This is a genomic window from Klenkia soli (assembly GCF_900103975.1).
Classification (GTDB): Bacteria; Actinomycetota; Actinomycetes; order Mycobacteriales; family Geodermatophilaceae; genus Klenkia; species Klenkia soli.
This window is the reverse complement of sequence record NZ_FNIR01000023.1, coordinates 1-26,123: the sequence shown is the minus strand read 5'-3', so window position 1 is coordinate 26,123 and position 26,123 is coordinate 1. Positions and strand designations below refer to the sequence as shown.

General features: G+C 72.8%; 26 protein-coding genes. 10 read left to right on the top strand and 16 right to left on the bottom strand.

Going from position 1 to position 26,123, the window contains the following annotated elements; translation table 11 throughout:
- Together BLS67_RS23115 and BLS67_RS23110 are read left to right on the top strand one after the other, a co-directional pair.
- The coding region (locus tag BLS67_RS23115) for a GDP-mannose 4,6-dehydratase (protein WP_207500851.1) at positions 1-234 on the top strand (234 nt) is incomplete at its 5' end.
- Complete coding sequence (locus BLS67_RS23110) at positions 231-1,481, top strand: glycosyltransferase family 4 protein (protein WP_091250822.1); 1,251 nt, start codon at positions 231-233, stop codon at positions 1,479-1,481. The genes BLS67_RS23115 and BLS67_RS23110, both read left to right, overlap by 4 nt.
- Positions 1,482-1,491: 10 nt before the next feature.
- Here BLS67_RS23110 and BLS67_RS23105 read toward each other — a convergent pair whose 3' ends face one another.
- Entirely contained in the window at positions 1,492-2,256 is a 765-nt protein-coding gene (locus BLS67_RS23105; protein ID WP_091250819.1) for a hypothetical protein, read from the bottom strand.
- 142 nt (positions 2,257-2,398) lie between these two features.
- Here BLS67_RS23105 and BLS67_RS23100 point away from each other — a divergent pair, with 142 nt between their 5' ends.
- A complete protein-coding gene (locus tag BLS67_RS23100; protein WP_242654306.1) occupies positions 2,399-3,481 on the top strand; it encodes an LCP family protein in 1,083 nt (360 codons plus the stop codon).
- A gap of 10 nt (positions 3,482-3,491) precedes the next feature.
- Here BLS67_RS23100 and BLS67_RS23095 read toward each other — a convergent pair whose 3' ends face one another.
- Together BLS67_RS23095 and BLS67_RS23090 are read right to left on the bottom strand one after the other, a co-directional pair.
- Positions 3,492-4,649 (bottom strand): DUF4185 domain-containing protein, encoded by a 1,158-nt coding sequence (locus BLS67_RS23095; protein ID WP_091250817.1) that lies wholly within the window; start codon positions 4,647-4,649, stop codon positions 3,492-3,494.
- 38 nt (positions 4,650-4,687) lie between these two features.
- Positions 4,688-6,019: a UDP-glucose dehydrogenase family protein gene (locus tag BLS67_RS23090; protein ID WP_242654305.1), complete on the bottom strand. Its 1,332-nt coding sequence runs from the start codon at positions 6,017-6,019 to the stop codon at positions 4,688-4,690.
- Between the two features lie 379 nt (positions 6,020-6,398).
- Here BLS67_RS23090 and BLS67_RS23085 point away from each other — a divergent pair, with 379 nt between their 5' ends.
- The 3 genes from BLS67_RS23085 to BLS67_RS23075 are packed head-to-tail and all read left to right on the top strand — an operon-like array spanning position 6,399 to position 10,977.
- Positions 6,399-8,045, top strand: coding sequence for a glycosyltransferase family 2 protein (locus tag BLS67_RS23085; RefSeq protein WP_091250811.1), 1,647 nt, complete (start codon positions 6,399-6,401; stop codon positions 8,043-8,045).
- Positions 8,042-8,680: an HlyD family secretion protein gene (locus BLS67_RS23080; RefSeq protein WP_091250808.1), complete on the top strand. Its 639-nt coding sequence runs from the start codon at positions 8,042-8,044 to the stop codon at positions 8,678-8,680. The genes BLS67_RS23085 and BLS67_RS23080 overlap by 4 nt, the downstream gene beginning before the upstream one ends.
- Positions 8,677-10,977, top strand: coding sequence for a glycosyl hydrolase (locus tag BLS67_RS23075; RefSeq protein WP_091250803.1), 2,301 nt, complete (start codon positions 8,677-8,679; stop codon positions 10,975-10,977). Before BLS67_RS23080 ends, BLS67_RS23075 begins: the two co-directional genes overlap by 4 nt.
- A gap of 2 nt (positions 10,978-10,979) precedes the next feature.
- Here the strand turns inward: BLS67_RS23075 and BLS67_RS23985 are convergent, their stop codons facing one another.
- The 9 genes from BLS67_RS23985 to BLS67_RS23040 all read right to left on the bottom strand — a co-directional run bounded on the left by BLS67_RS23985 (position 10,980) and on the right by BLS67_RS23040 (position 18,628).
- The gene (locus tag BLS67_RS23985; protein ID WP_165617707.1) at positions 10,980-11,138 is read right to left on the bottom strand and encodes a hypothetical protein; all 159 of its coding nucleotides are present in this window, start codon (positions 11,136-11,138) and stop codon (positions 10,980-10,982) included.
- Positions 11,139-11,182: 44 nt separating this feature from the next.
- Complete coding sequence (locus BLS67_RS23070; protein WP_091250800.1) at positions 11,183-11,824, bottom strand: GNAT family N-acetyltransferase; 642 nt, start codon at positions 11,822-11,824, stop codon at positions 11,183-11,185.
- Positions 11,805-13,310, bottom strand: a complete 1,506-nt coding sequence (locus BLS67_RS23065; protein WP_091250797.1) for a hypothetical protein — start codon at positions 13,308-13,310, stop codon at positions 11,805-11,807. Before BLS67_RS23065 ends, BLS67_RS23070 begins: the two co-directional genes overlap by 20 nt.
- 145 nt (positions 13,311-13,455) lie before the next feature.
- On the bottom strand, positions 13,456-13,614 hold the full coding sequence (locus BLS67_RS23980) for a hypothetical protein (RefSeq protein ID WP_165617706.1): 159 nt from the start codon (positions 13,612-13,614) through the stop codon (positions 13,456-13,458).
- An 89-nt stretch (positions 13,615-13,703) separates the two neighbouring features.
- Positions 13,704-14,726, bottom strand: a complete 1,023-nt coding sequence (locus BLS67_RS23060) for an acyltransferase family protein (protein WP_165617705.1) — start codon at positions 14,724-14,726, stop codon at positions 13,704-13,706.
- A gap of 183 nt (positions 14,727-14,909) precedes the next feature.
- On the bottom strand, positions 14,910-15,953 hold the full coding sequence (locus BLS67_RS23055) for an acyltransferase family protein (protein ID WP_091250791.1): 1,044 nt from the start codon (positions 15,951-15,953) through the stop codon (positions 14,910-14,912).
- 39 nt (positions 15,954-15,992) lie between these two features.
- Complete coding sequence (locus tag BLS67_RS23050; RefSeq protein WP_091250827.1) at positions 15,993-17,501, bottom strand: sugar transferase; 1,509 nt, start codon at positions 17,499-17,501, stop codon at positions 15,993-15,995.
- A 209-nt stretch (positions 17,502-17,710) separates the two neighbouring features.
- Positions 17,711-18,274 carry an arsenate reductase/protein-tyrosine-phosphatase family protein gene (locus BLS67_RS23045; RefSeq protein ID WP_207500847.1) on the bottom strand — a complete coding sequence of 188 codons (564 nt, stop codon included), beginning with the start codon at positions 18,272-18,274 and terminating at the stop codon, positions 17,711-17,713.
- Between the two features lie 18 nt (positions 18,275-18,292).
- The gene (locus BLS67_RS23040; RefSeq protein WP_131801837.1) at positions 18,293-18,628 is read right to left on the bottom strand and encodes a hypothetical protein; all 336 of its coding nucleotides are present in this window, start codon (positions 18,626-18,628) and stop codon (positions 18,293-18,295) included.
- 194 nt (positions 18,629-18,822) lie between these two features.
- Here BLS67_RS23040 and BLS67_RS23035 point away from each other — a divergent pair, with 194 nt between their 5' ends.
- Complete coding sequence (locus BLS67_RS23035) at positions 18,823-19,221, top strand: hypothetical protein (protein WP_131801836.1); 399 nt, start codon at positions 18,823-18,825, stop codon at positions 19,219-19,221.
- On the opposite strand, the gene BLS67_RS23030 is transcribed toward BLS67_RS23035, so the two are convergent.
- Entirely contained in the window at positions 19,179-19,838 is a 660-nt protein-coding gene (locus tag BLS67_RS23030) for an arsenate reductase/protein-tyrosine-phosphatase family protein (protein ID WP_091250779.1), read from the bottom strand. The genes BLS67_RS23035 and BLS67_RS23030 overlap by 43 nt on opposite strands.
- A gap of 284 nt (positions 19,839-20,122) precedes the next feature.
- On the opposite strand from BLS67_RS23030, the gene BLS67_RS23025 reads away from it, so the two are divergent.
- Positions 20,123-21,232: an LCP family protein gene (locus BLS67_RS23025; RefSeq protein WP_242654304.1), complete on the top strand. Its 1,110-nt coding sequence runs from the start codon at positions 20,123-20,125 to the stop codon at positions 21,230-21,232.
- A gap of 6 nt (positions 21,233-21,238) precedes the next feature.
- On the opposite strand, the gene BLS67_RS23020 is transcribed toward BLS67_RS23025, so the two are convergent.
- The 3 genes from BLS67_RS23020 to BLS67_RS23010 all read right to left on the bottom strand — a co-directional run bounded on the left by BLS67_RS23020 (position 21,239) and on the right by BLS67_RS23010 (position 24,486).
- Entirely contained in the window at positions 21,239-21,907 is a 669-nt protein-coding gene (locus BLS67_RS23020; RefSeq protein ID WP_131801835.1) for an arsenate reductase/protein-tyrosine-phosphatase family protein, read from the bottom strand.
- Positions 21,908-21,982: 75 nt separating this feature from the next.
- Positions 21,983-22,870 (bottom strand): hypothetical protein, encoded by an 888-nt coding sequence (locus BLS67_RS23015; protein WP_091250772.1) that lies wholly within the window; start codon positions 22,868-22,870, stop codon positions 21,983-21,985.
- Between the two features lie 74 nt (positions 22,871-22,944).
- Complete coding sequence (locus BLS67_RS23010; protein ID WP_091250768.1) at positions 22,945-24,486, bottom strand: tyrosine-protein kinase domain-containing protein; 1,542 nt, start codon at positions 24,484-24,486, stop codon at positions 22,945-22,947.
- Here BLS67_RS23010 and BLS67_RS23005 point away from each other — a divergent pair.
- Together BLS67_RS23005 and BLS67_RS23000 are read left to right on the top strand one after the other, a co-directional pair.
- On the top strand, positions 24,476-25,888 hold the full coding sequence (locus BLS67_RS23005; RefSeq protein ID WP_091250765.1) for a glycosyltransferase family 4 protein: 1,413 nt from the start codon (positions 24,476-24,478) through the stop codon (positions 25,886-25,888). The two genes, BLS67_RS23010 and BLS67_RS23005, sit on opposite strands and share 11 nt — an antisense overlap.
- A 140-nt stretch (positions 25,889-26,028) precedes the next feature.
- The coding region (locus BLS67_RS23000; RefSeq protein WP_131801834.1) for a GDP-mannose 4,6-dehydratase at positions 26,029-26,123 on the top strand (95 nt) is incomplete at its 3' end.

Here is a 26,123-nt window from a genome sequence, read left to right as displayed (position 1 = left end):
CGGCTGTCCTTCGAGCACGCCGACCTCGAATGGGAGCAGCACGTCGCCTACGACCAGCGCTACGAACGCCCCAGCGAAGTCGACGCCCTCGTCGGGGACTACACCAAAGCCAGGACCATCCTGGGCTGGGAACCCAAGGTCCTCACCCCCGACCTCGTCAAGATCATGGTCGACGCCGACATCAAGCAGTTGGACGACCAGCTCTCCGGCCGAGCGGTCCGCGTCGACTCATGACCGACGGCCAGCCGCGGGTGACCGTGGTGGGCCTGCACTACGCACCCGAGCACTCCGGCAACGCCCCGTACACCACGGGGCTCGCCCGGTACCTGGCTGCGCAGGGCATGGCCGTCACCGCCGTCGTGGGCTACCCGCACTACCCCGAGTGGCAGCTGCACCCCGACTACCTCCGACGCCGCCCGGTGGAGGTAGATCAGGGGGTCACGATCCGCCGGCAGCGGCACCTGGTCCCGGCCCACCCGTCGGGGCGCACGCGGGTGGTCATGGAGTCGGTGTTCGCCGCCAAGGCGGCGGTGCAGTTGCTGCGCCGGCGGTCCGACGTCGTCGTCGCGGTCAGCCCGGTGCTGCTCTCGCTGGTGCCCGCCGTCCTGCTGCGCCGCCTCGCGGGCTACCGGCTCGGGGTGTGGGTGCAGGACCTCTACGGCGCCGCGCTGGCCGAGACCGGGTTGGGCGGCGGGCTGCTCACCCGGCTGACCGCAGGCCTGGAGGTCGCCCTGCTCAAGCGGGCCGACGCGGTCGTGGTGATCCACGAGGTGTTCCGCCGCCGGCTGGTCGAGGCCGGGGTCGACCCGGCCCGGATCGAGGTCGTGCCGAACTGGTCGCACGTGACCATGCCCGCCGCCGTCGACCGGGAGGCCGTGCGGGCCCGGCTGGGCTGGGGTGCCGACGAGGTGATCGCGCTGCACGCGGGCAACATGGGTGTGAAGCAGGGCCTCGAGGGCCTGGTGGACGTCGGCCGGCTGGCCGACGAGCGCGGCAGCCGGGTGCGGGTGGTGCTCCTCGGCGACGGCTCGCAGCGGGCCCAGCTCGCCGAGCGGGGGGCCGGGATCGACCGGTTGACCTTCATCGCCCCGCTGCCCGACGGCCAGTTCGAGTCCGCGCTGGCCGCGGCCGACGTCCTGCTGCTGCACGAGAAGCCCGGCGTGGTCGAGATGAGCGTGCCGAGCAAGCTGACCAGCTACTTCACCGCCGGTCGACCGGTCGTCGCCGCCACCGACCCGCGCAGCGGTGCCGCGGCGCTCATGGCCGCGGCGGGGGCCGGTTCCGTGGCGCCGGCCGGCGACGCCGCCGCGATCCTCGACGCGGTCGAGGCGGTCGTGGCCGACCCGGCCGAGGCCGTCGCCATGGGCGAGCGCGGGCGGGCGTACGCGGCCGGGCACCTGACCTCGGCGGCGTCGCTGCAGCGCTACGGCGCGTGGGTGCGCGAGCTGGCCGGCGGCCGCCGGGTCGTCCAGCCGGTCTGACCTCCCGCCGTCAGCGCCGCGCGGCCAGCTGCCGGGTGCTGGCCAGCACCACGGCGAGCAGGCCGACCGCCGTCAGCCCCTCCCCGGTCTCCTCGACCAGGGTGGCGACGTCGGCGGCCAGGCTGCCCAGCCGGGCGAGGACGAGGGTGACCGCGGCCAGCCCGACGGCCGCGACGGCGTAGAGCGCCAGCCAGGTGGTGACCACGGTGCGCGTCTCGCGGCGCACCCAGCGGCCCGAGACCACGACGACCAGCAGCCCGACGACGCTGACCACCACGAACAGCAGCTGGATGTCGGTCCCCGGCAGCAGGGGCGCCAGCCGCTCCTCCAGCAACGAGTGCACCGACCAGTGCTTGGCCGCCGCCAGCAACGCGCACCCGGCGGCCAGCACGGCCCACCAGACGACCGCACCGCCGCGACCGGCGACCCGGGCTCCGCGCAGGCACACCAGGGCCACCGCGGCCAGCACCAGGGTGATCAGCGCGCGCGGCACGGAGCCGAGCGCGTCCATGTCCAGCCGGGTCGCCCAGGCCGCCGCCGTGGGTCCGCAGCCACCGGCGGCGCACGCGCGGCGGGCGAGCAGGCCGACGAGCTCGGCGACCACGACCAGCGCGCCGAGGACCCGCACCGTCGCGGTGATCGGTCGGACGGGGGCCGCGAGGGAGGACAGCAGCAGGCCCCGGGTGTCCGGCCAGGACCGGCCGGCGCGGTCCGCGGCCCGCCGCAGCAGGGCCGGTCGGGTCTCGGGGGCATCGGTGGCGGGACGGGTGCTCACCCCGTGTGCGTCGACCGGTGGGCTCGATGACCCGACCCCCGGGGGCCCGACCTCACCCGTCCGGGCGACGACCACCCCGTTCGCGCACCGAGGGCGACCGGACCGGCCGTAGGTTGCACCGACGACAGACAGGGGACCCACCATGCTCGAGGACCGCGACCCGGCCGACCCGGTGCCGGACGCCGCCACCACCGTGGTGGTCGGCGCGCGCCCGCGCCGGCGCTCGGCGCTGCGCCGGGTGCTCGTGGGCATGGGCGTGCTGACCACCGTGCTCGCGCTGGCCGTGGCCGGTGGGGCCTGGTACCTGACCGACCGCTACGCGGGCAACATCGCCTCGGCGGGTGACGTCTTCGACGGCCTCGACGAGGCCAGCCGCCCCGCCGTGGCCTCCCCCGTGACCGCGACGACGGCCGACCCGGTCACCTTCCTGCTGGTCGGGTCCGACACCCGGGCGGACATCTCCGCGGGCGAGGTCCCCGACTCGCGGTCCGACGCGATCATGGTCGCCCGGCTGTCCGGGGACCGGAAGCACGTGCAGATCATCTCGATCCCCCGCGACTCCTGGGTGGACATCCCCGGGTACGGCATGGACAAGATCAACGCGGCGTACGCCTACGGCGGCCCGTCGCTGCTCGTGCAGACCGTCGAGAACCTGACCGGCGTCCGCATCGACCACTACGCGGCGATCAGCTTCAACGAGCTGATCTCGATGACCGACGCGCTCGGCGGGGTGGACGTGACCGTGCCCGAGACGACGAGCTGGGGCCCCTACACCTTCCCGGCCGGGGTGAACCACCTGGACGGCGAGGGCGCCCGCTGGTACGTCGGGCAGCGGCACGGCCTGCCCGGGGGCGACTTCGACCGGGTCAAGCGGCAGCAGAACTACCTGCGGGCGATGTTCGGCAAGCTGTTCGCGGCCGGCACCTTCACCAGCCTCGACCAGATCGACTCGGTGCTCACCACGGTGACCAGCTCGATCGCCGTCGACGACTCGCTGGGCACGGCCGACCTGCTGGGCCTGGTGCTGTCGGCGCGGGACCTGACTCCCGACGACATCGCCTTCTTCACCGCCCCGGTGCTGGGCACCGGCACGGAGGGCTCGGCCAGCGTGGTCTACCTCGACCAGGCCACCGGGGCCCGCATGTGGGGCTACCTGCAGACCGACTCGCTGGGCCAGAACGCGGCCGAGTTCGCCGACGAGGCCCTGGGCGCCGTCGTCAACTGACCGGGGCCGCTCAGGCGGTGACCGTCACCGGGATCCGCCAGAGCGAGTGGCTGTCCTCGTCCTCGCCCGTGGTGGCCAGGTAGAGGTAGGACTCGCGACCGGTGACCTGGTCGGTGTCCTCGCCGGGGGTGAGCAGCGATCCGTAGGCGACGAACCGGGCGCCGTCCAGGGCGGGGGCGTCGTTGGGCAGGAACCGCTGCGACTCTGCCCAGCCGGTGAGGTCGGCCGAGTGGGTCCACCAGAAGCCGTCGGCGCTCTGGAAGACCAGCAGGTAGCGCTGCAGCTCGGTGTTCCAGCTCAGCGAGGCACCGCCGGCGAAGACCGTCTCGTCGCCGTCGCCGGGGCGGGTGACCACCGCGGTGCTGTCGCCGCCGCTGCCGGGGGTGGAGAACGAGCCCTCGTGCCACTTCACCCAGGCCGTGGGGTCGTCGACGGAGGCCAGCGGCGCCCGCGCGAGGTGCAGCTGGTCGGGGCCGGCCAGGTTCCAGTCCAGGTAGACCACGTACACCAGGTCGTCGACCACGACCGCGCTGGGCGACCCGGCGCCGACGACGTCCCGGGGGGCGGGACCGTCGTCCCGGGGCACCTGCCCGGTGATGACCGCGCCCTGCCGGTCCCAGGTCAACCCGCCGTCGGTGGAGGAGGCCAGCCCGATGGTCGCGTAGAACGGCGAGCCCACGTTGGTGACGCCGGCGAAGGTGTGGTTCTCGGAGTGGTAGACCAGCCAGAGCCGGCTGCCGTCGGCCGAGGGGAACACCGACCCCGGTGCGCAGTAGTCGCTGTCGAAGGCGACCTGACCGCCGACCGGGGCCAGGCCGATCACCGCCTTGCCGTCGGCGAGCTGGGCCGGCGTGAACTCGACCAGGTCGGGGCTGTCGAGGGCCACGGTGCTGCCGCCGCTGCCGTCGACGCCGCTGGAGAGCCAGACCCGGTACCCGCCGTCGACCGGCTGGTAGGTCACGTGGCCGTCGGGGAAGTTGACCATCGAGAAGGAGTCGGCGGCGAGCAGCTGCTCGCGGCTGCGGCCGGCCTGCAGGCCCGGGCCCGAGGGCCGGGTCGCGGACCCGGACGCCGAGGGGGCCGGGCTCGAGCCACGGGTGCAGGCGGCCAGCACCGAGCCCAGACCGGCGGCCGCGACCGAGGAGAGGAGGGCCCGTCGGGTCAGCACGGCACCCAGTGTCCCCGGAATCGGGGGACAGCCGGTGGTCAGCCCGCCCGACGGCCCAGGGCACGGTAGGACCAGCCGGCGGCCTCCCACACGTCGCGGTCCAGCGCCTGCCGGCCGTCCAGCACGGCCTTGCGGGCCACGACCTTCCCGAAGGCGACCGGGTCGAGCTCGCGGAACTGCTTCCACTCGGTGAGCACGAGGACGGCGTCGGCCCCGGCAGCGGCCTCCTCGGCGGTGTCGACGACGTCCAGCTGGGGCCAGGACCGGCGGATGTTGTCCCCCGCCGCGGGGTCGGTGACCCGCACCGACGCACCCTGCAGCTGCAGCTGGGCGGCGACGTTGAGCGCCGGGGAGTCGCGGATGTCGTCGGAGTCGGGCTTGAACGCCGCCCCCAGGACGGCGATCCGCTTGCCCAGCAGCGAGCCGTCGCAGACCTCGCGGGCCAGCTCGACCATGCGGATGCGGCGGCGCATGTTGATGTTGTCGACCTCGCGCAGGAAGGTCAGCGCCTGGTCGGCACCCAGCTCCCCCGCCCGCGCCATGAACGCGCGGATGTCCTTGGGCAGGCAGCCGCCGCCGAAGCCCAGCCCGGCGTTCAGGAACTTGCGGCCGATGCGGTCGTCGTAGCCGATCGCGTCGGCCAGCTGCTTCACGTCGGCGCCGGTGGCCTCGCACAGCTCGGCCATCGCGTTGATGAAGCTGATCTTGGTGGCCAGGAACGAGTTGGCGGCGGTCTTGACCATCTCGGCGGTGGCGTGGTCGGTGACCACCTGCGGGGTGCCGTCGGCGACGATCGGGGCGTACACCTCGTCCAGCAGCGCCCGGGCGGTCTCGCCGTCGGGCCCGGCGGGCAGGCCGTAGACCAGCCGGTCGGGGTGCAGGGTGTCCTGCACGGCGAAGCCCTCGCGCAGGAACTCGGGGTTCCAGGCCAGCAGGGCGCCGGGCACCTTGCCGGTGACCAGCTCGGCCAGCCGCGCGGCCGTGCCGACCGGGACGGTGGACTTGCCCACGACCAGCTCACCGGGGGCGAGCACGTCGATCAGCGACTCGGTGGCGGACTCGACGTAGCGCAGGTCGGCGGCGTACTCGCCGCGCTTCTGCGGGGTGCCGACGCAGACGAAGTGCACCTGCGACCCGGCGGCCTGCGCCATGTCCGCGGAGAACCGCAGTCGGCCCGAGGCCAGCGACGACTGCAGGAGCTCCTCGAAGCCGGGCTCGTGGAACGGCACCCGGCCGGCGGCGAGCAGCTCCACCTTGGCGGTGTCCGTGTCGACGCCGACGACGTCGTGGCCCAGCTGCGCCATCGAGGCCGCGTGCACCGCGCCCAGGTAGCCGCAGCCGATCACCGAGATCTTCAAGGGGTCCCCCACCGTCGTCGGTCCGTGTACCCGGGCAGTCTCGCAGCTCCCCGGCCGGAGCCCGCCCGGGGAGTGTGACGTCGTCATGACGTCTGTCCCCACCCGGAAACACCCGAGCAGGCCCGTTCACCCGTCGTTCACGGGCTCTCGCCGCCTCGTCGGAGAGGTCGGTCACGCGTGTTCCTTGGTCACAGCAACCGGACCGCGCGGATCTCCGCCGGCTCTGACTCACCATCACCGCAAGCTCACCCAGCGCTACCGCGCCGGCCGGTCTACCGGCCGGTACGGAACTTTGCCGGCCAGTAACCCAACGGGGAGCCCTGCGGACCTAGCTTGATCATCGCCGACGGTGACCGGGGGTCACCGCAGCACGACACGGACGAGGACCACCATGCCGGGGACGACACAGCCCACCGGATCCACCCGATTCCTCGCGTGGCGCCCACTGCAGCGCTCCACCCGACTGGCCATCCTGCTCGCCCTCCTGGCGACGGCGAGCTACCAGATGTTCCTGCTCGACCCCAGCCATCGGGGCAACACCTGGCTGTGGCTGGCCATGATCGCCGCCGAGCTGATCACCGCCGCCGCGGCGCTGGGCACCTGGTGGACGATCCTGGCGCACGACGACCGCAGCGAGTCCGCCGACGTCACCGTGTGGCGCAACCGGCTCCGCTCGACCGAGACCCCGCCGACCATCGACGTGTTCATCACCGCCTGCGGTGAGCCGGTGGGCCTGATCGCCGCCACCGTGCGCGCGGCCCGCGACATGCAGCTCGCCCACGAGACGTTCGTCCTCGACGACGGCGACGACGACGAGCTGCAGGCGGTCTGCGCCGACCTCGGCGTGCACTACCTGCGCCGCGGCGGGTCCCTGCACGCCAAGGCCGGCAACGTCAACGCCGCCCTCGCCCGCACCCGCGGCGAGATGGTCGTGGTGTTCGACGCCGACCACGTGCCCGACGTCGACTTCCTCATCCAGGTGCTGCCGCACTTCGTGGACCCGGCCGTCGCGTTCGTGCAGTCGCCGCAGTTCTACGACAACCGGGTCAACATCATCGCCACCGGCGCCAGCGAGGCCCAGCGGATGTTCTACGAGCTGGTCTGCCCCGGCAAGAACCACTTCAACGCCGCGTTCTGCGTGGGCACGAACGTGATGTTCCGCCGCGCCGCGCTCGACGAGATCGGCGGCATCTGGACCGGCAGCAACTCCGAGGACATCTGGACCTCCCTCGAGCTGCACCGCCGCGGCTGGCGCTCGGTCTACGTGCCGCAGGTGCTCAGCCACGGCCTGGCCCCGGAGGAGATCGAGCCCTTCCTCAAGCAGCAGCTGCGCTGGGCGTCGGGCGGGTTCGAGATCCTGCTGCGGGGCAAGCTCTTCCGCCGCAGCGGCCTGACCCTCGACCAGCGCCTGCAGTACCTGTTCACCGGGCTGCACTACACGCTGTCGATCTCGATGCTGATCTTCATGGCGCTGCCCGCGGCCTACCTGCTGTTCGGGCTCTCCCCGATCAACGTCGACGGCTGGACCTGGGCCACGCACTACATCCCCTACCTGGTCATGACCTTCCTGGTCGCGATCCTGCAGGCCGGTGGGTTGCGCGGGTCGGCGATCGTCACCAGCATCGCGTCCTCCTGGGTGCACGCCCGGGCGCTGGTCGCGGTGCTGCTGCGCCGGCGGGCCACCTGGTCGGCCACCAACGCCTCCGGGCGCGTGGGCGGCAACCTGTGGTCGGTCTTCCCGCACGCGGTGCTCATGACGCTCAACGCCGCCGGCATCGTCGTGGGGTTCACCGTCATGGCCGACCCCGCCACCACCTACCTCTCGGCCTTCTGGGCCGGGCTGAACGTCCTGCTGCTGGGCCGCATCGTCCGCGAAGGTCTGCGGCGCGGCCCGGCCACCGCGGTCGACGAGGACCACACACCGCTCGCGGACGCCCCGTCCGCCGAGCCCGCCGCCGTCCGGACGCCGGGCCCCTGGGGCACCGCGACCACGACCGGCCTGCGCGACACCGCCTCGACCTCCGGAGACCTCCGATGACCACGTTCCACACCGACACCGAGCAGCCCGCCGCCCCGCGCCTGCTGCCGGCCCCGGCCGCCACCACCGACCCGCCCCGGGCGCACCGGGCACCCGCGAAGAAGAAGCGCACCCGCCGGTCCTGGACCGCCTGGCTGCTGCTGCTCCTGGTGCTGGGCGGGGCCGGCTACGGCGGCTACCGCCTGGTCGACCAGCGGGTCGCCGCCTCCTCGCAGCTGGCGCTGGACACCGTCGTCCTCACCGCGGTTCCGGTGCCGGTCGGCTCGCCCGACGCCGCCGTCGTCAGCACCGTCGAGGTCGTCGCCGGGCAGTCCGTGCCCGCCGGCACCGAGCTGGCCACCATCCAGCTCACCGCCGGCGACGGCGTGACGAACGAGGTCACGCTGACCGCGCCGAACGGCGGCACCGTGGTGACCGTCGACGCCCAGCCCGGCAGCGTGGTGCGGGCCGGGGAGTCCGTGGTCACTCTGTACGACCCGGCCGCGATGACCTTCGAGACCCAGGTGCCCGTCGAGGACGTCGAGGGCCTGGCCGCCGGCATGACCGCGACCATCTCCGGCCCGGGCCTGACCGCGCCGGTGCAGGCCACCGTCGACCGCGTGCTGCCCGTGATCGACGGCGACGGCGGGGCATGACCGCGGCTCCCGCAGCCCGCCGCCGGTGGTGGGGACGACGCTCGACCGTCGTCCTGACCACCGGCGTCGTGCTGCTGGCCGGCTGCACCGCGACCCAGGACACCGCCACCCAGAACACCGACGACGGGACGGCGGCGCCGGTGACCGGTCCGCAGCTCGCCGCCCCCACCGTCACCGGCGCGGGGAGCATCGCGACCACGCTGCCCCAGGCCGACACCCCGTCCGAGCAGCCCACCCAGGTCGCCGACGACCTGGCGGGCACCGCGCTGCCCACCAGCCAGTGGTGGACCTCGGCGCTCATCGGCCCGCTGAGCCAGCCGCTGTGGGCCCACCCGCTGGCGGTGCGCACCTCCGAGGACGCCCCCGACGGCGCCCCCGGGGTGTCGGTGAGCTCGCAGCCGGCGACGGTGACCGAGGACGCCGTCGTCACCCCGTTCGTGGCCTCGCTGACCGTGCCGGGCAAGCCGTCAGACCTGACGGTCACCGGCTACGGCGCGTTCGACGTCCGGTTCGACGTGGCCTTCGACGAGTCGTCCGGCGGCGGCACCCTCGGCGTGACCGTGGTGCAGGGCAGCCCGCTGACCTGGCTGGACTTCCGCGACGGCCTGTCGTCGGAGCTGCAGGTGCTGCCCGGCGCGCAGCTGGGCGACCCGCAGGACGTCGGCGGCCGCAGCGTCACCCCCGTGCTGATCGGTGAGTCCACCTGGGACCTGGTCGCCGCCGAGGGCACCACCTGGACCCTGGACGGCACGGCGTTGACCCCCAGCACCGACGTGGCGCAGCTGGCGATCGCGGTCGAGCCCGCCGACGCCCCCGGTGACTGGGCCGAGCTGGTCGCCGGTGCCGCGAGCCCGGTCACCGGCACCACCGAGGCGCTGTCCTACGACGCCGCGGCGGGCACGGTGACCCAGACGCTGACCACCGAGAGGTCCGACGGCGAGGGCCTGTGGGCGCTCATGCCGCACCTGGCCGCGGCCTCGACGGGCACGGGCACCTGGCCCGACCAGCTCGGCGACCTCACCCTGGCCACCGGCGACGCCGTGACCACCGCGGTGCCGATGCCGGGGCTGCTGACCGCCGTCCCGGAGCTGGACCTCGACGCCGACGCCGCGGCGGCCGTGGCCGCCGACCTGGCGACCGACCTGGCCTCGCCGGGCACGCCGGGCGGCAGCTACTTCGGCGGCAAGGAGATGGGCCGGCTGGCGGTGCTGGCCGAGGTCGCGCAGAGCACCGGCGACGACGCCGCCCGGCAGCAGGCGCTGGACCGGCTGCGGCCGCTGCTGGTCGACCTGCTGACCTACGACGGGCCCACCGACACCTCGTTCCTGGGCTACGACGAGCGCTGGGGCGGGATCATCGCCTCCCCCGCCGAGTTCGGCAGCCAGGACTACAACGACCACCACTTCCACTACGGCTACGTGCTCTACGCGGCCGCCGTCCTGGGGGCAGCTGACCCGTCGTTCGTGACCGACTACGGCCCGACCGTCGACCTGCTGGTGCGGGACGTCGCGGGCACGGACGCGGCCGAGGGCGACGGCGGGCTGCCGGCGTTCCGGGTGTGGAACGCCTACGAGGGCCACTCGGCGGCGTCGGGCTTCGTGCCCTTCGCCGACGGCAACAACCAGGAGTCGTCGTCCGAGGCGGTGGCGGCCTGGGAGGGCGTCGTCCGCTGGGGGCTGGTCTCGGGTGAGCAGGCGACGGTCGAGGCCGGGGTGACGCACTACGCACTGGAGTCGGCGTCGGCGTCCCGGTACTGGCTGGGCGAGGGCCTGACCCGGCCCGCGGGGTTCGACCACACCGTGGTCGGCATCGTGTGGGGCGCGAAGACCGACTACGCGACGTTCTTCGACCCGGCGCCCGAGGCGGTGGAGGGCATCCAGCTGCTGCCGATCCGGCTCGGCTCGCTCTACCGCGACGACCCGGCGGCGGCCGCGGCCCGCTCGGCCGGCATCGACGCCGCGACCGGCGGGCAGCCCCGCACGTGGGGTGACCTGTTCGCCGTCGACCTGGCGCTCAGCGACCCGACGGCGGCGCTGGCCCGGCTGGACGCCGGGGTGCCGCGGGAGCCGAGCACGTCGGCGGCGCTGGTGCGGCTGATGACCACGATGCTGGCCCGCTGGGGTCCGCCGCAGCCCGCGGTGACCGCGGACGGCCCGTTCGGGCTGGCCTTCGGCTCGGCCGACGCCCCCACCCTGGTGGGCACCAACCCGACCGCCGAGGCGGTGACGGTCACCTTCTCCGACGGCACGTCGCTCGAGGTGCCCGCCGGGGGGACGACGGTGCGCCCCGGCGGGTGAGCTCAGCCCGCCGGGCGGGCCCGCGGCGTGGGGACGGCGCGGGCCAGCAGCGCGGCGGTGGTCGGCGAGACGGCGTAGCGCCCCTGCCGCGGGAACGCGGCGCACGCGCCGGCCAGCGGTGCCAGCAGCGCCGGGATGAGGGTGACGACGGTGGTGTCCATGGTCCTGGAGTAGTCGGCAGGCGTGGCCGCGAGGTGGAGCCGAATCACCCGCCCGGGGTCATCGGGGGCAACTCCTGGGTCCACGGGGCGAACCAGTGCTGCTGGCGCGGGGTCAGCCCGGCCCGCCAGGCCTCGCCGTCGGCGGTGCGCCGGCCGTCGCCGTGCAGCATGGCGTCGCGGCCGTACGCGGCCTGGACGCCGAAGGCCGCGGTGACCAGCGCGGTGCCCACACCCCGGCGGCGGTGCGCCGGGGCGACGTAGAGCTGGTGCACCAGGCCGGTGCCGGTCCACCACCGCACCGCGGCCACCTGCTGCTCGCCGAGCACCCCGGCCTCGCGGGCGGCGAGCTCGGTCAGCACCGTGCCGTGCTCGAAGCGGTCGTCGGAGAAGGCCAGCAGCGTGCTGGCCGGGGGGTCGGCCGCGGGCTCGGCCACCTCGACGAACCACAGCAGCGGGGCCTCGGGCTGGTTGACCAGGACCCGGTGGACCCGGCCGCCGTCCTCGTCGTGCAGGACCGACAACGTCCAGCCCGGGGGCCGCCGGTCGTCGGGCTGCTCGACCCGGCTGGCCCAGGGGTGGACGGCGGAGGCGACCGCCGTCAGGGTGACCCGGGCCGGCGAGCCCGGCACCGCCTCGTGGCGGTACCGGGCCCACCAGCCCTGGGGCTCAGGCGCGCTGCCGGGCACGGCGCCGCAGCACGCTGCCGGTGGCCAGGGCGCCGCCGCCGAGGGCGACCAGTCCGGTGCCGAGCAGCATCATCGACCCGACCGGCGTGCCGGTGGTGGCCAGCGCCGCCTGATCGGCCGCCGCCGCGGTGGTGGTGGCGGCGCCGGGGGCCGTGGTGGTCCCGGCCGCGGCGACGCCCGCCGACCCCGTGGTGGGGTCCGGCCCCTGGGCGCCGGGGGCGAGCCCGGCGGCGAGGGCGCGGGCGACGGCGGCGGGTTCGCCGGCCGCGGCCTGCTGCGCGGTCGTCGTGATGCTGAAGGCGTCGGTGACGTCGGGGGCGTAGCCGGCCGGCGTGGTGGTCGGGGTCAGCAGGTAGCCGTCGGCGGGCAGGAACCAGCCGGGGAAGGTCATCGTGCCGGTGCGGTCGCTGACCTGGGTGCCGAAGGTGACCAGGGGCGTCTCGGCCGCGGCCAGGTCGAGCACGACCGGCCCCGGGGCCACCGTCGAGGTGGTGGTGGTCGTCGTGCCGGTCGACGAGGTCGCGCCCGAGCCGTCGTCGGTGGTGGTCGTCGTGGGCGTGGTCGTCGCGGTGGCGGCGGTCGTGGTCGGCGCCGTCGTCGTCGCGGTGCTGGGCGACGTGGTGGGCGCGGTGGTGGGCTCGAGGCACTCGGCGGGCACCGTGCCGGTGACCGGCTGCTGGGTGGCCGTGGCCGGGTTGTGCGGGTAGTCCGGGCCGGTCAGCTGGTACCCGGCGCAGGCCACCGGCTCCTCGGTGTCCACGTCGGTGACGGTGGTGACCAGCGAGGTGCGGAACAGCGAATCGTCGGCCACCTGGCCGCGGAGCACCTCGACCGGCCCGCAGGAAGGGCCGCCGGTGCCGCAGATCGCGAACCCCTTCGACCCGGTCGCCGGGGCGAGACCGGGCGAGGAGGACACCTGGGTCAGGGTGTAGTACCCGGCCGGCAGCCCGACGACGGAACCGCCACCCACGAGGTCGACGGGGCCGTCCCCGTCGCCCTCCTGGCCCGCCCCGAGGAGCCCGAGGTAGTCCGCCAGGTTGAACGGGCGCTGCGGCCCGTCGAACGTGCAGGTGCCGAGGACGTCGGTGGTGCAGGTGTAGCTCTCGCCGTCCCGGGCGAGGGTCTGCGGGTCGCCGGCCACCGGGCTCAGCGCCGGGGTGGCCCGGAAGACAGCACCCGACAGGTCCAGGTCACCGGGGACCGGACCGGGCGAGGTGACCTGCAGGGTGAAGTCCTTGCCCGTGCCGAAGTTGCCGCTCAGGGCCGGGGCCAGGGTGGTGGTGCCGGCGGAGGGGTTCGCCGGGGCCGGCGACTCCCGCAGGGCGGGGGGCGACTGCTCGCCGTCGACGGGCACGTCGGTCCCGTCGCCGGTCTCCTCGACGGCGAACGCGGCGGGGGCGCTGACACCCGCGGCGACGAGCAGGCCGAGGCCCAGGACGGAGCCGCGCAGCAGGCGGCGGGTGGTGCGGGGACGCGAGAGCGTCACGGGGTGTCTCCTTCGCACGCCGCCGGCGGTCCGGCGGGATCGTGCGCACCATCGGCGGGCGACGGCGGTGGACTACCGAGTTCCGGTGGTCCTGGGCCGACGATCTGGTTCCGTCGTCCCTCCCGTCCCGGCTGCCCCAGGGGCCTCAGGCCGCGACGGCCCGGCCGACCTCGGGCTGCTCGACCGGGACGGCGACGGCTGCGGTGAGCTGGTAGCGCTGGTCGGCGATGCGGACGGCGGCGCCGACGAGGAGGGCCAGCAGGAGTCCGGCCACGACCCAGGCCGAGAGCAGCGCGATGATCACGAGGAGAGCATCGGTCGTGCACGACCAGAGCTGAAGACCCCGCCGGGGTGGTTCCGCCGCCACCCGGCGACGCAGGGTGACGGCGACGGTCAGACGGGGGTGAGGGCGACCGAGCGGGACCGCCCGCGGAGCAGCCGGTTGGCCGGCTTCTCCACGCCCAGGTGCAGCGCCACCGCGGCCACCGCGCCCAGCGCCAGCATCACCACCGCCTGCAGCCACCCCGGGCCGGGCAGGTGGCCGCGCAGGTTGACGATGACCAGCTCGTGCACCAGGTAGAGGGCGAACGACGCCTCACCGGCGAACACCATGGCCCGGCTCCGCAGCCACCCGGGCAGGCCGCGCAGGTCGCGGTCGTGGGCCCACAGGACGACCCCGAGGAACAGCACGGCCATGGGGGCGTCGGGCACCGGGTCCGGCACGTGCAGCGAGACGGCCAGGCCGACCAGCACGGCCGGCATGATCGCCCAGGTGGGCACCCGCGGCCGCCACCCGTCGCGCACGGCTAGCCCGGCGACCACACCCAGCACGAACTCGGGCAGCCGGAAGATCGGCATGTGGTAGGCGTACCCGCTGACGACGACGCCGGCGGCGACCGCCAGCAGCAGCCCGACCCCGGCGACCGACCACTGCAACCAGCCCGGGCACCGCCGCGCGAGCCGCACCAGCAGCGGGAACAGCGCGTAGAAGAACGCCTCGCAGCTCAGCGACCAGGCGACCGAGTTCATGCTGAAGGCGGTGGGCCCGGTCGACCAGCCCTGCAGCAGCAGCACGTTCCAGCCGGCGTCGGCGAGGCTGCGCTGGGTCTGCACGACCGGGACGACGGCGGCCACGCCGACCATCACGAGGTGGCTGGGCCAGATCCGGGCGAACCGGCGGCGCCAGAAGGTGGGCGCGGCCAGCCCGGGCTCGGTGCCCCAGGCCAGCACGAACCCGGACAGCACGAAGAAGAACGCGACCCCGACGTACCCGACCTCGGAGACGCCGCCGGGCAGGCGCAGGACGTCCCAGGCCTGCAGGTGGAAGGCCACCACGGCCAGGGCGGCGAGGATCCGCAGCGAGGTCAGCCGCGGGAGGAGCTCGGGGCGGGACACCGCGGGCGGGCCGGCGGTCACGGGACCCGCGGTCCCGTCGTCGGCTCGTCGTCGCCCATGGCGCTCCTCGTCCCCCGTGGCATGCCTGTGCTCGGCGAGCGCCGCCCCACCCGCATCGTGAGGTGCGCAGAGTAGACCGGGTGCCCGGGTCCTCGGCAGTGCTGACGCCCGGTGCACCTCCCATCGGGGGGGGGGCGGCTGCCCTCAGCTGACCGGGCGCGGGTCGGCCACGTCGGCGACCGGCACGAGGGCCCGCGAGCGGGATCCGCCGCGGATCCACCGGTTGGCCGGCTTCTCCACCCCGAGGTGCAGCACCACCGCGGCCACGGCGCCCAGCAGCAGCATGACCGCGGCCTGCAGCCACCCCGGGCCGGGCAGGTGGCCGACCAGGTTCACGATCACCAGCTCGTGCACCAGGTAGAACGCGAACGACGCCTCGCCGGCGAACACCAGGGCCCGGCTCCGCAGCCACCCGGGCACGTCGCGCCGGTCGCGGTCCTGCGCCCAGAGGATGACCCCGAGGAACAGCACGGCCATGGGGGCGTCGGGCACCGGGTCCGGCACGTGCAGCGAGACGACGAGGCCGACGACCACGGCGGGCATGACCACCCAGGTGGGCACCGCGGGCCGCCAGCCGTCGCGCACCGCCAGCCCGGCGACCACCCCGAGCACGAACTCGGGCAGCCGGAAGATCGGCATGTGGTAGGCCCAGCCGCCGACCACGAGACCGGCGCCGACCGCGAGGACGAGCCCTGCGCCGGCCACCGACCAGCGCACCCAGCCGGGGCACCGCCGGGCCGCCCAGACCAGCAGCGGGAAGAGCGCGTAGAAGAACGCCTCGCAGCTCAGCGACCAGGCGACGGCGTTCATGCTGAAGGCGGTGGTGCCGGTCGACCAGCCCTGCAGCAGCAGGATGTTCCAGCCGGCGTCGGCGAGGCTGCGCTGGGTCTGCACGACCGGCACGACGGCGGCCACGCCGACCATCACCAGGTGGCTGGGCCAGATCCGGGCGAAGCGGCGGCGCCAGAACGTGCCGGCGGGCAGCCCGGGCCGGGTACCCCACGCCAGCACGAACCCCGACAGCACGAAGAAGAAGGCCACGCCGACGTACCAGCTGTCGGCGAGGGCGCCGGGGATCGCGACGACGTCCCGGCCCTGCAGGTGGAACACCGCGACGGCGAGGGCCGCGACGATCCGCAGCGACGTCAGTCGCGGGAGCAGGTCGGGGCTGGTCGGAGCAGGGCGCATGCTCCCGACATCGGCACGGTGGCCGTGCCGCTGGAGGGGTCAGTAGGCCCCGGAGCCGCGGAGGACGGCGCCCACGGTCTTCCAGAGGATCATGAAGTCGAACGTGAGCGACCAGTTCTCCACGTACCGCACGTCGATCCGCACCGAGTCGTCCCACGACAGGTCGGATCGGCCGCTGATCTGCCACAGGCCGGTGATGCCCGGCTTGACCAGGAAGCGGCGGTGCATGTCGAAGCCGTACCGCTCGACCTCGCTGGGCAGCGGCGGCCGCGGACCGACCAGCGACATGTCGCCGCGCACCACGTTGAGCAGCTGGGGCAGCTCGTCGAGGGAGTAGCGCCGCAGCGCCCTGCCCACGCGGGTCACCCGGACGTCGCTCTTCTGCTTGAACAGCACGCCGTTGCCGTCGTTGTCGCCGGCCAGGTGCTCGGTCATCGCGTCGGCGCCGGCCACCATCGAGCGGAACTTCAGCATCGAGAAGGTCTGGCCGTCGCGGCCGACCCGCTCCTGCCGGTAGAACACGCCACCCCGGCTGGTGAGGCCCACGGCGGCCGCGATACCGAGCAGCATCGGCAGCATGAACAGCAGGGCCAGTGCGGAGGACGTCCGGTCGACGGTGTCCTTGGCGACCCGGCGGATGCCGCGCAGGTCGGGCTTCTCCATGTGCAGCAGCGGCAGCCCGCAGACCGGGCGGATGCGCACGCGGGGGCCGGCGATCTCGGTGATGGCCGGGGCGAGCAGCAGCTCGGCCTGGGTCTGCTCGAGGTCCCAGCCGAGGCGGCGCAGCGCCGGCCCGTCGAGCTCGGGCGAGGGCAGGACGGCGACGGTGTCGACGGAGAACCGCTCGACCACGGCGACGACGTCGTCGAAGCCGCCGAGCACGGGCACCCCGGCGAAGACGCTCTCGGCGGGGAGGGTGTGGCCGCCGGGCAGCAGGCAGCCCACGACGGTGTAGCCGTGGTGCTTCTCCCGCTCGATCTGCTCCTTGAGCGCAGCGACGCCGTTGCGGTGCCCGACCAGCACGGCGGTCTGCTGGTAGAGGCCGCGCCCGCGGGCCCGGTGCAGGCGCGAGCGGATGAGGTAGCGGGTGAGCAGCGTGGCCACGGTGGCCAGCGGCAGCGCGGCGACGATGAACCCGCGGGCCAGGTCGAGCTTGAACGCCCACGAGACCGTGCCGACCGCGGCGAGCATGAGCATCGCGGCGAAGAAGACCCGGCGGAACTCCTCGGAGCCGATCCAGAGGAACCGCTGCTCGTAGCTGCGGGAGACCAGCATCGCCCCGACCCAGGCCAGCGGCAGCACCACCACGACCCAGAACGGCACGTGGCCCTCGGCCAGGGTCTGCGGCCCGAACCGGACGACGTACCCGATCAGGGCTGCGGCCAGGGCGCACAGCAGGTCGGCGACGACGACGCGGCGCACGTAGGTGGACTGCCATGACCGGCGCGCGTCGGTGCCGGCACCACGGAGCCGGCTGGAGGCAAACAGCCGGCGGCGGTCCGCCGGGTCGGCGATGCGGACGTCGTCGTGCGAGTCGAGCAGAACCACCCCGTGCACCCCCGTGCGAACAGCTCGGGGTGCCGGAACCCCAAGGAAACCGCTGGTTGCCCTCGAACCCCGTCGTTCTTCCGGCGCGCCGAACCTAGCCGCTACGGCTGGTCATCGGGAACCCCCTTCGTCCACCCGGTCGAGTGAATCGGGCCACCGGAGTACCGCTTTCGGGGGATCCGTACCGGAACGGCACGATCAGGAAGCGATCACCGGACGGGGGTTCGGGTGCCGGTGGCCTCCTCGAGCAGCGGCAGCAGCGCCCGGGCGACGTCTTGGCCGACCTCGTCATGCACGACCGCCGAGCGCCGGTAGGGGTCGTGGACGTCGGTTGCCCCGGTGCTCCCCCGCCACTGGTTCCGCCGGCGGGCCAAGGCCGCGACCAGCTGCACCCCGCGCTCGTGCACTGAGGAAGCGGTGGGCAGCTCGGCGGCCGGCAGCAGGTCGAGCACGGCGGCCGCCTCGCGCAGGGTGAACGTGCGGCGCAGCGCACGGGGTGCCTGCTCGAGCACGATCGCCCGGTGCCCGCGCTCCATGGTGAGCACCAGGTCGGCCCGCTCGGCCAGCGCCGGGGTGAAGGCCCGAGCCCGGAACCCCTCGTCGCTCCCGCCGAGCCCGGCAAGCACCCGGGCAGCGTCGTCGTCCATCCAGCGGCCGACCAGGGCACCGACGCCGGCGCTCTCGGCGGTCAGCTCGGCCGTGCCGATCTCGGTGGCGAACGCGACGGTCAGCCGCTCGGCCAGCGGCGAGCGGCAGATGTTACCGGTGCACACGAACAGGACGTGCACGGCTCAGCCTCGCCGGGCGTAGCCGGCCACCCCGACCACCAGCAGCAGCACCAGCAGCGGGACGGCGACGGTCAGCCACACCGAGACCACCAGCAGCATGCCGGCCAGCACCGCGGTGAGGACGGCGATGAGCACGACCATGAGGACGACGGCGGTCCACCCCAGAGCGGTGGACACCGGACGCCGGGCACGCGCCGGCTCGGTCTCGGCAGGACGGGCCGCGGCGCCGGAGACGGCGCGGCGGAACCCGCAGACCTTGCATCGCTCGTAGGTCTTCTCATGGGCATTCCAGAACGGGTTGACCTTGGCAAGTCCCGCGCGCACGTCGCGCGAGCGCATCGGCCGCAGCTCCTGGCGCTCGCACCGAGGGCACTGCACTCCCTCGCCGGTCAGCTGCACCCGCACCCGATCCCTGACCCCGTCGCCCATCTCGACATTTTCGCTGGTCAGCGAATCGGAGGCCAATGGATCGGGTGCAACCGACGCGCCGTCCCTACCCGTGAGGGTGACGTTTCGCAGGGTGACGGTCCACGATGGACCCCGTGGCGGACAGGAAACGCAAGCGGACGATCCTCGGTTACACGGAGATCCCGTGCCCGCACTGCGGCGGAGGACCGCTCGTGCTGACCTCGTCGCGGTACAAGAAGCGGCTGCGGGATACCCTCAAGCCCCGCTTCGACGCGGGGATCGCCTACCGCGAGGTGTGCCAAGCGTGCCGCATGCGCTTCTCGGTTAGCCCAGGCTCGCGGCCGCCCCTGACACGCTCGGCGTCGATGTCCGCGGCGCCGACGCCACTATTCAGCGGCACCGAGCCGGCGGGCATCGCGGTCGATAGTGACGACGACGATCCGCTGCGACCTGCCACGCCGATCCGCTCCACGAAGCCGACTCAGGCCGCGTTCTTCACCGACGACGACGAGCTCGACGACTGACCCCGGTGGGGCACCGGCGCCGGTGCCCACAACTCGGCGGCGAACTCGGGCTGCACGAAGGCGCGCAGCAGCCGGCCGAGCCGCTTCTCGATGACCTGGGCGACCTCGACGTGGGCCTGCGCGGGCTGGCCGATCGGGTCGGGGACGTCGTCCTGGCCGGGCTCGGTGACCCGGTTGCGGCGGGCGTCGGCCAGCAGCGCGACCAGTGCGCGGGCGTGCGACTCGCCGTCGTGGGCCAGCGGGGCCGCGACCGGGGGCAGGGTGGCGAGCAGGCCGGTGGCCTCGCGCAGGGTGAAGACCTTCTTGAGCCCGCGGGGGTAGAGGGCCAGCACGGTGGCCCTCTGCTCCTCGGTCATGGTGATGACGACGTCGGAGTCGGCCACCATCTCCTCGGTGAGCTGCTGGGCGACGTGGCCCTTGCTCGGCACGCCACGGTTCTCCAGGGCACGCCGGGAGGCCGGGTGCATGGCCGAGCCGACGACGGCGGCCGTGCCGGCGCTGCCGACCTCGATCTGGTCGGCGTCACCGGGCAGCCAGTCCTGCAGGCCACGGCGGGTCATCCGCTCGGCGACGGCGGAGCGGCAGATGTTCCCGGTACAGACGAAGGTCAGGCGCACGGACGGAACGGTAGGGACCCATCAGTCACATCGTGTTACGACACGCGTTCAGAGTGTCGTGAGGTCCGCACTTTCCGGGACCCGGTCCACCGCGCCCCGCTGGTCACACCTGCCCCAACCGTCACGATCAGATCGCCACAGCCGGGCGGCCCCAACCTGTGCGATGGTGCCAAGATCGGCACCCAGCGCCGCTGATCGCCTCCGCAGAGTCATCGGCAGTCGAAGCGCCGCACGGCACCGGCCGCCCTACCTACCCTGAGGCCTCCGACGGGGACAGGGGACGCATGGCCAGGAGCGGCAGGCACGACGGCCTCGACGCCGACGAGCTGTTCGGTGACGAGGACGACGTCGCCGCGCCCGCCCGGCGACCCCGCCGGCGGAGCGGTTCGCCGGTGCGACAGCTGCTGGTCGGCTTCGGCGTGCTCACCCTCGTGCTGGCCCTCGCGGTGGCCGGGGGCGCCTGGTTCTTGACGAACCGGTACGCCGGCAACGTCGACCGGGTGGCCAACGTGTTCGAGGGCCTGGACGACGGCGAGCGCCCGGCGCCGGCCACCCCGGCCGAGCCGGCGGCCGCGGTGGCCGACCCGGTGACGTTCCTGCTGGTGGGGTCGGACACCCGCGCCGAGATCGTGGACGGCGAGATCCCTGACGCCCGTTCGGACGCGATCATGATCGCCCGGCTCTCGGGCGACCGGCAGCACGTGCAGGTCATCTCCATCCCCCGCGACTCGTGGGTGGACATCCCCGGCTACGGCAAGAACAAGATCAACGCCGCCTACGCCTACGGCGGGCCCGCCCTGCTGATCCAGACGGTCGAGAATCTGACCGGGGTGCGGATCGACCACTTCGCCGCGATCAGCTTCAACGGGCTGATCTCGATGACCGACCAGCTCGGCGGCGTCGACGTGCAGGTGGCTGAGACGACCACGAACGGGCCGTACACCTTCACCGCCGGCCTCAACCACCTCGACGGCGACATGGCTCGCTGGTACGTCGGCCAGCGCTACGACCTGCCCGGCGGCGACTTCGACCGGGTGAAGCGACAGCAGAACTACCTGCGCTCGATGTTCGGCAAACTGTTCGACGCCGGCACGTTCAGCAGCGTCGACCAGATCGACTCGGTGCTGCGGGCGGTGACCAGCTCGATCGCGGTCGACGACTCGCTGAGCAACGCCGGTCTGCTGGAGCTGGCCCTCTCGGCGCGGTCGTTGACCCCGGGCGGCATGGACTTCTTCACCGCACCGGTGCTGGGCACGGGCACCGAGGGCGCCGCCAGCGTGGTCTACCTGGACCAGACCACGGGCGACCGCATGTGGGGTTACCTGCAGAGCGACTCGCTGGGCCAGAACGCCGCCGAGTTCAGCGACGAGGCCCTGCCCAGCACCCCACGCTGACCGGGGTCAGCTGACGAGGTAGAGGTGCGGCCTGCCGTCGCCCTCGTCGGGGTCCTCGGCGGCGACCGGGGGCGGCTGCAGGGCCGTGAGGCGGGTAAGCAGGGGGATGAGGGAGGCCGCGATGACGTCGGCGACCTCCTGGTGCACCTCGAGCGGCTGGCCGATGGGGTCGGCGACGTCGTCCCCGGCGTCGGAGGGGCGCTTGGAGCGCGCGGCGGCCGTCTTCTTCACCAGCGAGCGGCAGCGCTCGGCGAGGTCGTCGCCGTCGAGCTGGACGTCGGGCTGCACCAGGGCGACGAGGTCGGCTGCCTCGCGCAGGGTGAACGTGCGTTGGAGAGCGCGTGGGGCAGCCTTGAGCACGGCGCGCCGGTGGCTGCGGGTCAGGGCCAGAGTGAGGTCGGCGTCGATGGCCATGTCGTCGAGCAGCTGCCGGGCGACGTGGCCGACCGGGTCACCACCGAATCCCTCGAGCACCGTGGCGCTGTCGGGATGCACGCCGGCGCCCTTCACCGCGTGGGTGCCGGCGCTGGCCACCTGGACGCGGTGGGCGTCCTCGCCGAGCGCCTCGTCCAGGAAGGCGCGAGCCATGCGCTCGGCCATCGCCGACCGGCAGATGTTCCCGGTGCAGACGAACAGCACGGTGAACACGGGGTTCGGGGACCAGTGCCGTGCCACCCGCCCAGTCTCCCTCACCGATCGGCTACGGCCCAGTAGCAACGCGTGAGATGGGGCGCTCGCGCAGGTGTGGTCTCAGCCCGGTAAGACGGCCCTGAGCCCAGCACCCAGACGTCGGAGCATGGATTCCTGAGTGTTGATGCGGGCTGCGGACAGGTACCAGTTCGTGGCGACGACCACTGTCAGCGTCGTTGCGGCCGTCCAGACGAACGGCCACCAGTGGTCGTGGATCGATGGGCCGTTGACGGCGATGTTGTAGACCAACCAGGCAATACCGCCGAGGTTCAGGGACAGCCGGGTGACGCCGAGGGAGTGGTAGATGTCTGACAGACAGACGTACTCCCGCTTCAGGGTGACCGCGCGAGGGTCAGCCGAGTGGATCTCCAAGGCGGTCATCACCGCATCCCAGTTGCCGCGCCAACGCTTCTCGAAGGCCTCGTACGGGTCGAGACGCCAGGATGGGTCGGGCGGGTTCGGACGGTCGTAGGGCTGCACATCGGTGCACATCGGGTGGTCGAAACCGCTCCCGTCGCAGTCCCGCCCAACCCAGGCTTCATCGATGTCCAGCGGACGAAAGGCGAACAGGAAGCGGCTGGTCCCCGACTTTGTCGCGTCTCTGTGGTCGATCCGGGCACCCGTATCGTGCGCGAGCCGCACCCGCTGGCCGCAGGTGAGGCTGGCGAGCACCACGGCCCCGCGGTCCTGCCGAGGCCAACGCACGTGCTTCAGGTACCGGAAACCCACCCACGGCGAGTACCGCCCGAAGTAGAGCTGGTAGAGGACAAATCCGATGGGGATGCTGGCGCCCAGCACGGCGAGCACGAAACCCCCTGAGAGCGGGGCCAGCGCCGTGCGCACCGGCTGGCCGCGGAAGACGTGCCACGCCAGTTGCATGCTGAGGAAGAGCAGGAGAAACAGCGATCCCGGGATGCTGTAGCGGAGAAACTGACGCGCCGTGTCCATGCCGCCCCCTGCACTGCTCTACGGGGGCTGATTGTGGGGGTGCGGCGATCTGTTTGACCAGATGCGTGCAGCGGTCAGCTGGTCTTCGGAGCAGCCGGATCCGGGTCGTAGCCGTAGTTGTAGCCGTACCCGTAGGCCGAGGTGACCTCGGCCTTCGGCGGCACGATGTTGAGCACGACGCCGAGGGTCTTCGCCCCGACGCGTTCGAGCGTGGCGTGCGTCTGGGCCAACTGCTCCTTGGTGGTGCTGCCGTACCGCAGGGACAACACGACACCGTCGACCAGCACGGCAAGGCCGCTGGAGTCGGCGACCGGCAGCAGCGGTGGGGCATCGAGCAGCACGAAGTCGTTCTTCTGCCGCAGGTCGTCGATCAGCGAGAACATGTGGGACGACGAGAGCAGCTCGCTCGGGTTGGGCGGGGTGGGCCCGGCCGCGATCACGGAGAGCCCACCGTCACCGTAGGGCTGGATGACGTCCTCGAGCCCGGCGGACCCCGTGAGGATGTTGGTCAGGCCGACACCGCCGACCATGCCCAGGTAACGAGTGACGCGAGGGCGACGCAGGTCAGCCTCGATGACCGTGACCGTGCGCCCGGCCTCGGCCAGGGACAGCGCCAGGTTCACGGCGAGGGTGGTCTTCCCCTCCGACGGCACGGCGCTGGACACCATGATGACCTTGGGCGGCTCGTCCACGTTGAGGAACTGCAAGTTGGTGCGCAGCTGCCGGTAGCCCTCCGCAGTGCGGCTCAGGCTGTTGCGCTCGATGGTGTGATTGCTGGCCAGGTCGTCGTCGCGGAGGATGACGCCAATTACCGGGCCGCCGGCGAGGTCCGAAGCGTCTTCGGCATCCTTGACCGTGCGGTCGAGACGCACGCGGGCGATGGCACCAGCCGCCCCCAGCAGCAGCCCGACCAGGAGGCCAAGCGCCACGTTGCGCGGTGTCTTGGGCGAACTGGGACTCGTCGGAAGACTGGCCTGATCGGTCACGCGAACCCGGACCGGCGACACGGAATCGGCGCCGCCCGGGTTCTCGAGCTCACTGATCAGCTCGGAGAACTGATCGCCGACCGACCGGGCGATGCGCTGCGCCTGGTCGGGAGAAGGATCCGTCACAGTCACATCGAGCAGAACGGTGTCGGTGACCGCGGTTGCCGTGATTTGGCTGGCCAACTGGGACGGGGTCTCGGACACACCGAGGTCCTTGATGACGAGACCAGCTAGACGCTTGCCCGTCAGCAAGTTGGCATACGAGGCCACCCGCTGCGCTGACAACTGACTGCCCTGGAACGCGTCCGAGGTGGTCACGGTGTCGGTGGCGGATACGAAGAGCTGTGTCTGCGAGCTGTAGAGCGGGGTCTGCAGCAGGCTCACCCCGAGAGCCGCCAGCGCACCGACGAGGGCCCCGGCAACGACCAACCACCAGGACGCCCTCAGCGCCTGCAGGACTTCTCTCAGTTCCACAACGTCCCCGCTCCGTCGAACAGTCCGGCACCTCGTCGTGCTGTTCCAGTGGATCGAGACACTAGGCGAGGTCGGACTGCAACACCTACGCCTGAGCCGACGGTGAGGTGACGCACCAACCCGTCTGGGTACACCGAGGCCTGGGTTGCAGCTCATCCCCGACGACCGGGGCTACGCGAGCGGCACTCCGTTTCAACGCCCTTCGCGCCCGACCTCGAGCGCGTTCATCGCTAGTGTCGGCAGTGAGCTCGGGTCGATCTCCGATCTCAGCGAGGCTGATGGGGGCGCGTGTGACGAACTTGAAATCCTCACCTTCGGTCGGGATGCGCACGTGAACGCATCGAGCCATCCGAGCGTCCTGCTGCTGGGCCTGAACTACACCCCGGAACACACCGGTATCGCGCCCTACACGACAGCACTTGCTCGTCATCTGGCGGCGGAGGGGTTCGGCACGACAGCCATCGTCGGCCACCCCCACTACCCGGGTTGGGTGCTCCACCCAGGATTCGCCCACAAGCAGGAGGAGCGGATCGATGGCGGCGTCAGATTGCTGCGCGTGCAGCACCCGGTACCGGCATCCGGCGGCGGGCTCCGCAGGATCTTGATGGAGGCCGTGTTCGCGTTGCAGGTCGGCCGTCGGCTGCTGCGGACCAGAGCGGATGTCGTGATCGCCATCAGCCCTGCCCTGCTCACCGTGGTTCCGGCTCTTGTCTCTGGCCGGCTTCGACGACATCCCGTAGGGGTCGTCGTGCAGGATCTTTACGGTGCGGCGCTGGCGGAGACCGGCATGGGCGGCGGCCTGCTCACCCGGGCCACCGGGTGGCTCGAGCGCCAGCTCCTGAAGCGGGCAGACGGCGTTGTGGTCATCCACGAGGTCTTCCGCAGCCGCCTGGTAGCTGCTGGGGTGCAGCCAGACCGCATCGAGACCATCCCCAACTGGTCGCACGTCTCTGTCCCCATCGGCGTCGACAGGTCGGCTGTTCGCACGCGCCTTGGTTGGGGGAACGACGAGATCATCGCTTTGCACGCCGGCAACATGGGCGTGAAGCAAGGCCTGGATGGCTTGATCGACGTCGCCGCCCAAGCGGACGCATCTGGGAGCCGGGTTCGAATCGTGCTGATGGGCGACGGGTCCCAACGCGATCGCATCAGCCAACTGGCAGCTGGCGTGAATAAGCTGTCTATCATCGACCCACTCCCCGACGGTGAATTCGAGGAGGCACTCGCCGCAGCGGACGTCCTGATTCTTCATGAGAAGCCCGGAGTCCTCGAGATGAGCGTGCCCAGCAAGCTCACGAGCTATTTCACCGCGGGTCGTCCAGTAGCAGCCGCTACGCACCCGCGGAGCGGTGCCGCTCAGTTGATGGCGGCAGCCAGCGCGGGGACAGTGGTCGAAGCCGGTGACGCTCTGGGTCTCCTTCGGGCGGTCGAGGATCTCGGGGGCGACGCCGCCGTGGCTGCAGCGAACGGTGAACGGGGGCGGCGGTTCGCGGCTGATCACCTCAGCGCCACAGCCTCCTTGCGCCAGTACAGCCAGTGGGTCCAGTGGTTGCCGTAGCCGAGCCAGGCACCACGAGCCAACACATCCACGCGTCTGCTGCGCAACCTGACTCACTCCGCATGAGCCACCTACGCCGCTAGGGTCTCTCCCAATTCGGTCTGGTCATCGCCAGACCATCGACGCGCTCGGGGGCACTTGTGGCGAAGTCTGCGCTGATCACCGGTATCACCGGGCAGGACGGCTCCTACCTGGCCGAGCTGCTGCTGGGCAAGGGCTACGAGGTCCACGGCAT

Excerpts from the sequence above, each read along its gene's own strand:
- BLS67_RS23110 (WP_091250822.1), top strand. The coding sequence starts at position 231 with ATGACCGACGGCCAGCCGCGGGTGACCGTGGTGGGCCTGCACTACGCA.
- BLS67_RS23100 (WP_242654306.1), top strand. The coding sequence starts at position 2,399 with ATGCTCGAGGACCGCGACCCGGCCGACCCGGTGCCGGACGCCGCCACC.
- BLS67_RS23085 (WP_091250811.1), top strand. The coding sequence starts at position 6,399 with ATGCCGGGGACGACACAGCCCACCGGATCCACCCGATTCCTCGCGTGG.
- BLS67_RS23080 (WP_091250808.1), top strand. The coding sequence starts at position 8,042 with ATGACCACGTTCCACACCGACACCGAGCAGCCCGCCGCCCCGCGCCTG.
- BLS67_RS23075 (WP_091250803.1), top strand. The coding sequence starts at position 8,677 with ATGACCGCGGCTCCCGCAGCCCGCCGCCGGTGGTGGGGACGACGCTCG.
- BLS67_RS23985 (WP_165617707.1), bottom strand. The coding sequence starts at position 11,138 with ATGGACACCACCGTCGTCACCCTCATCCCGGCGCTGCTGGCACCGCTG.
- BLS67_RS23055 (WP_091250791.1), bottom strand. The coding sequence starts at position 15,953 with ATGCGCCCTGCTCCGACCAGCCCCGACCTGCTCCCGCGACTGACGTCG.
- BLS67_RS23040 (WP_131801837.1), bottom strand. The coding sequence starts at position 18,628 with ATGCGCTCGCGCGACGTGCGCGCGGGACTTGCCAAGGTCAACCCGTTC.
- BLS67_RS23035 (WP_131801836.1), top strand. The coding sequence starts at position 18,823 with ATGGACCCCGTGGCGGACAGGAAACGCAAGCGGACGATCCTCGGTTAC.
- BLS67_RS23025 (WP_242654304.1), top strand. The coding sequence starts at position 20,123 with ATGGCCAGGAGCGGCAGGCACGACGGCCTCGACGCCGACGAGCTGTTC.
- BLS67_RS23015 (WP_091250772.1), bottom strand. The coding sequence starts at position 22,870 with ATGGACACGGCGCGTCAGTTTCTCCGCTACAGCATCCCGGGATCGCTG.
- BLS67_RS23010 (WP_091250768.1), bottom strand. The coding sequence starts at position 24,486 with ATGAGCTGCAACCCAGGCCTCGGTGTACCCAGACGGGTTGGTGCGTCA.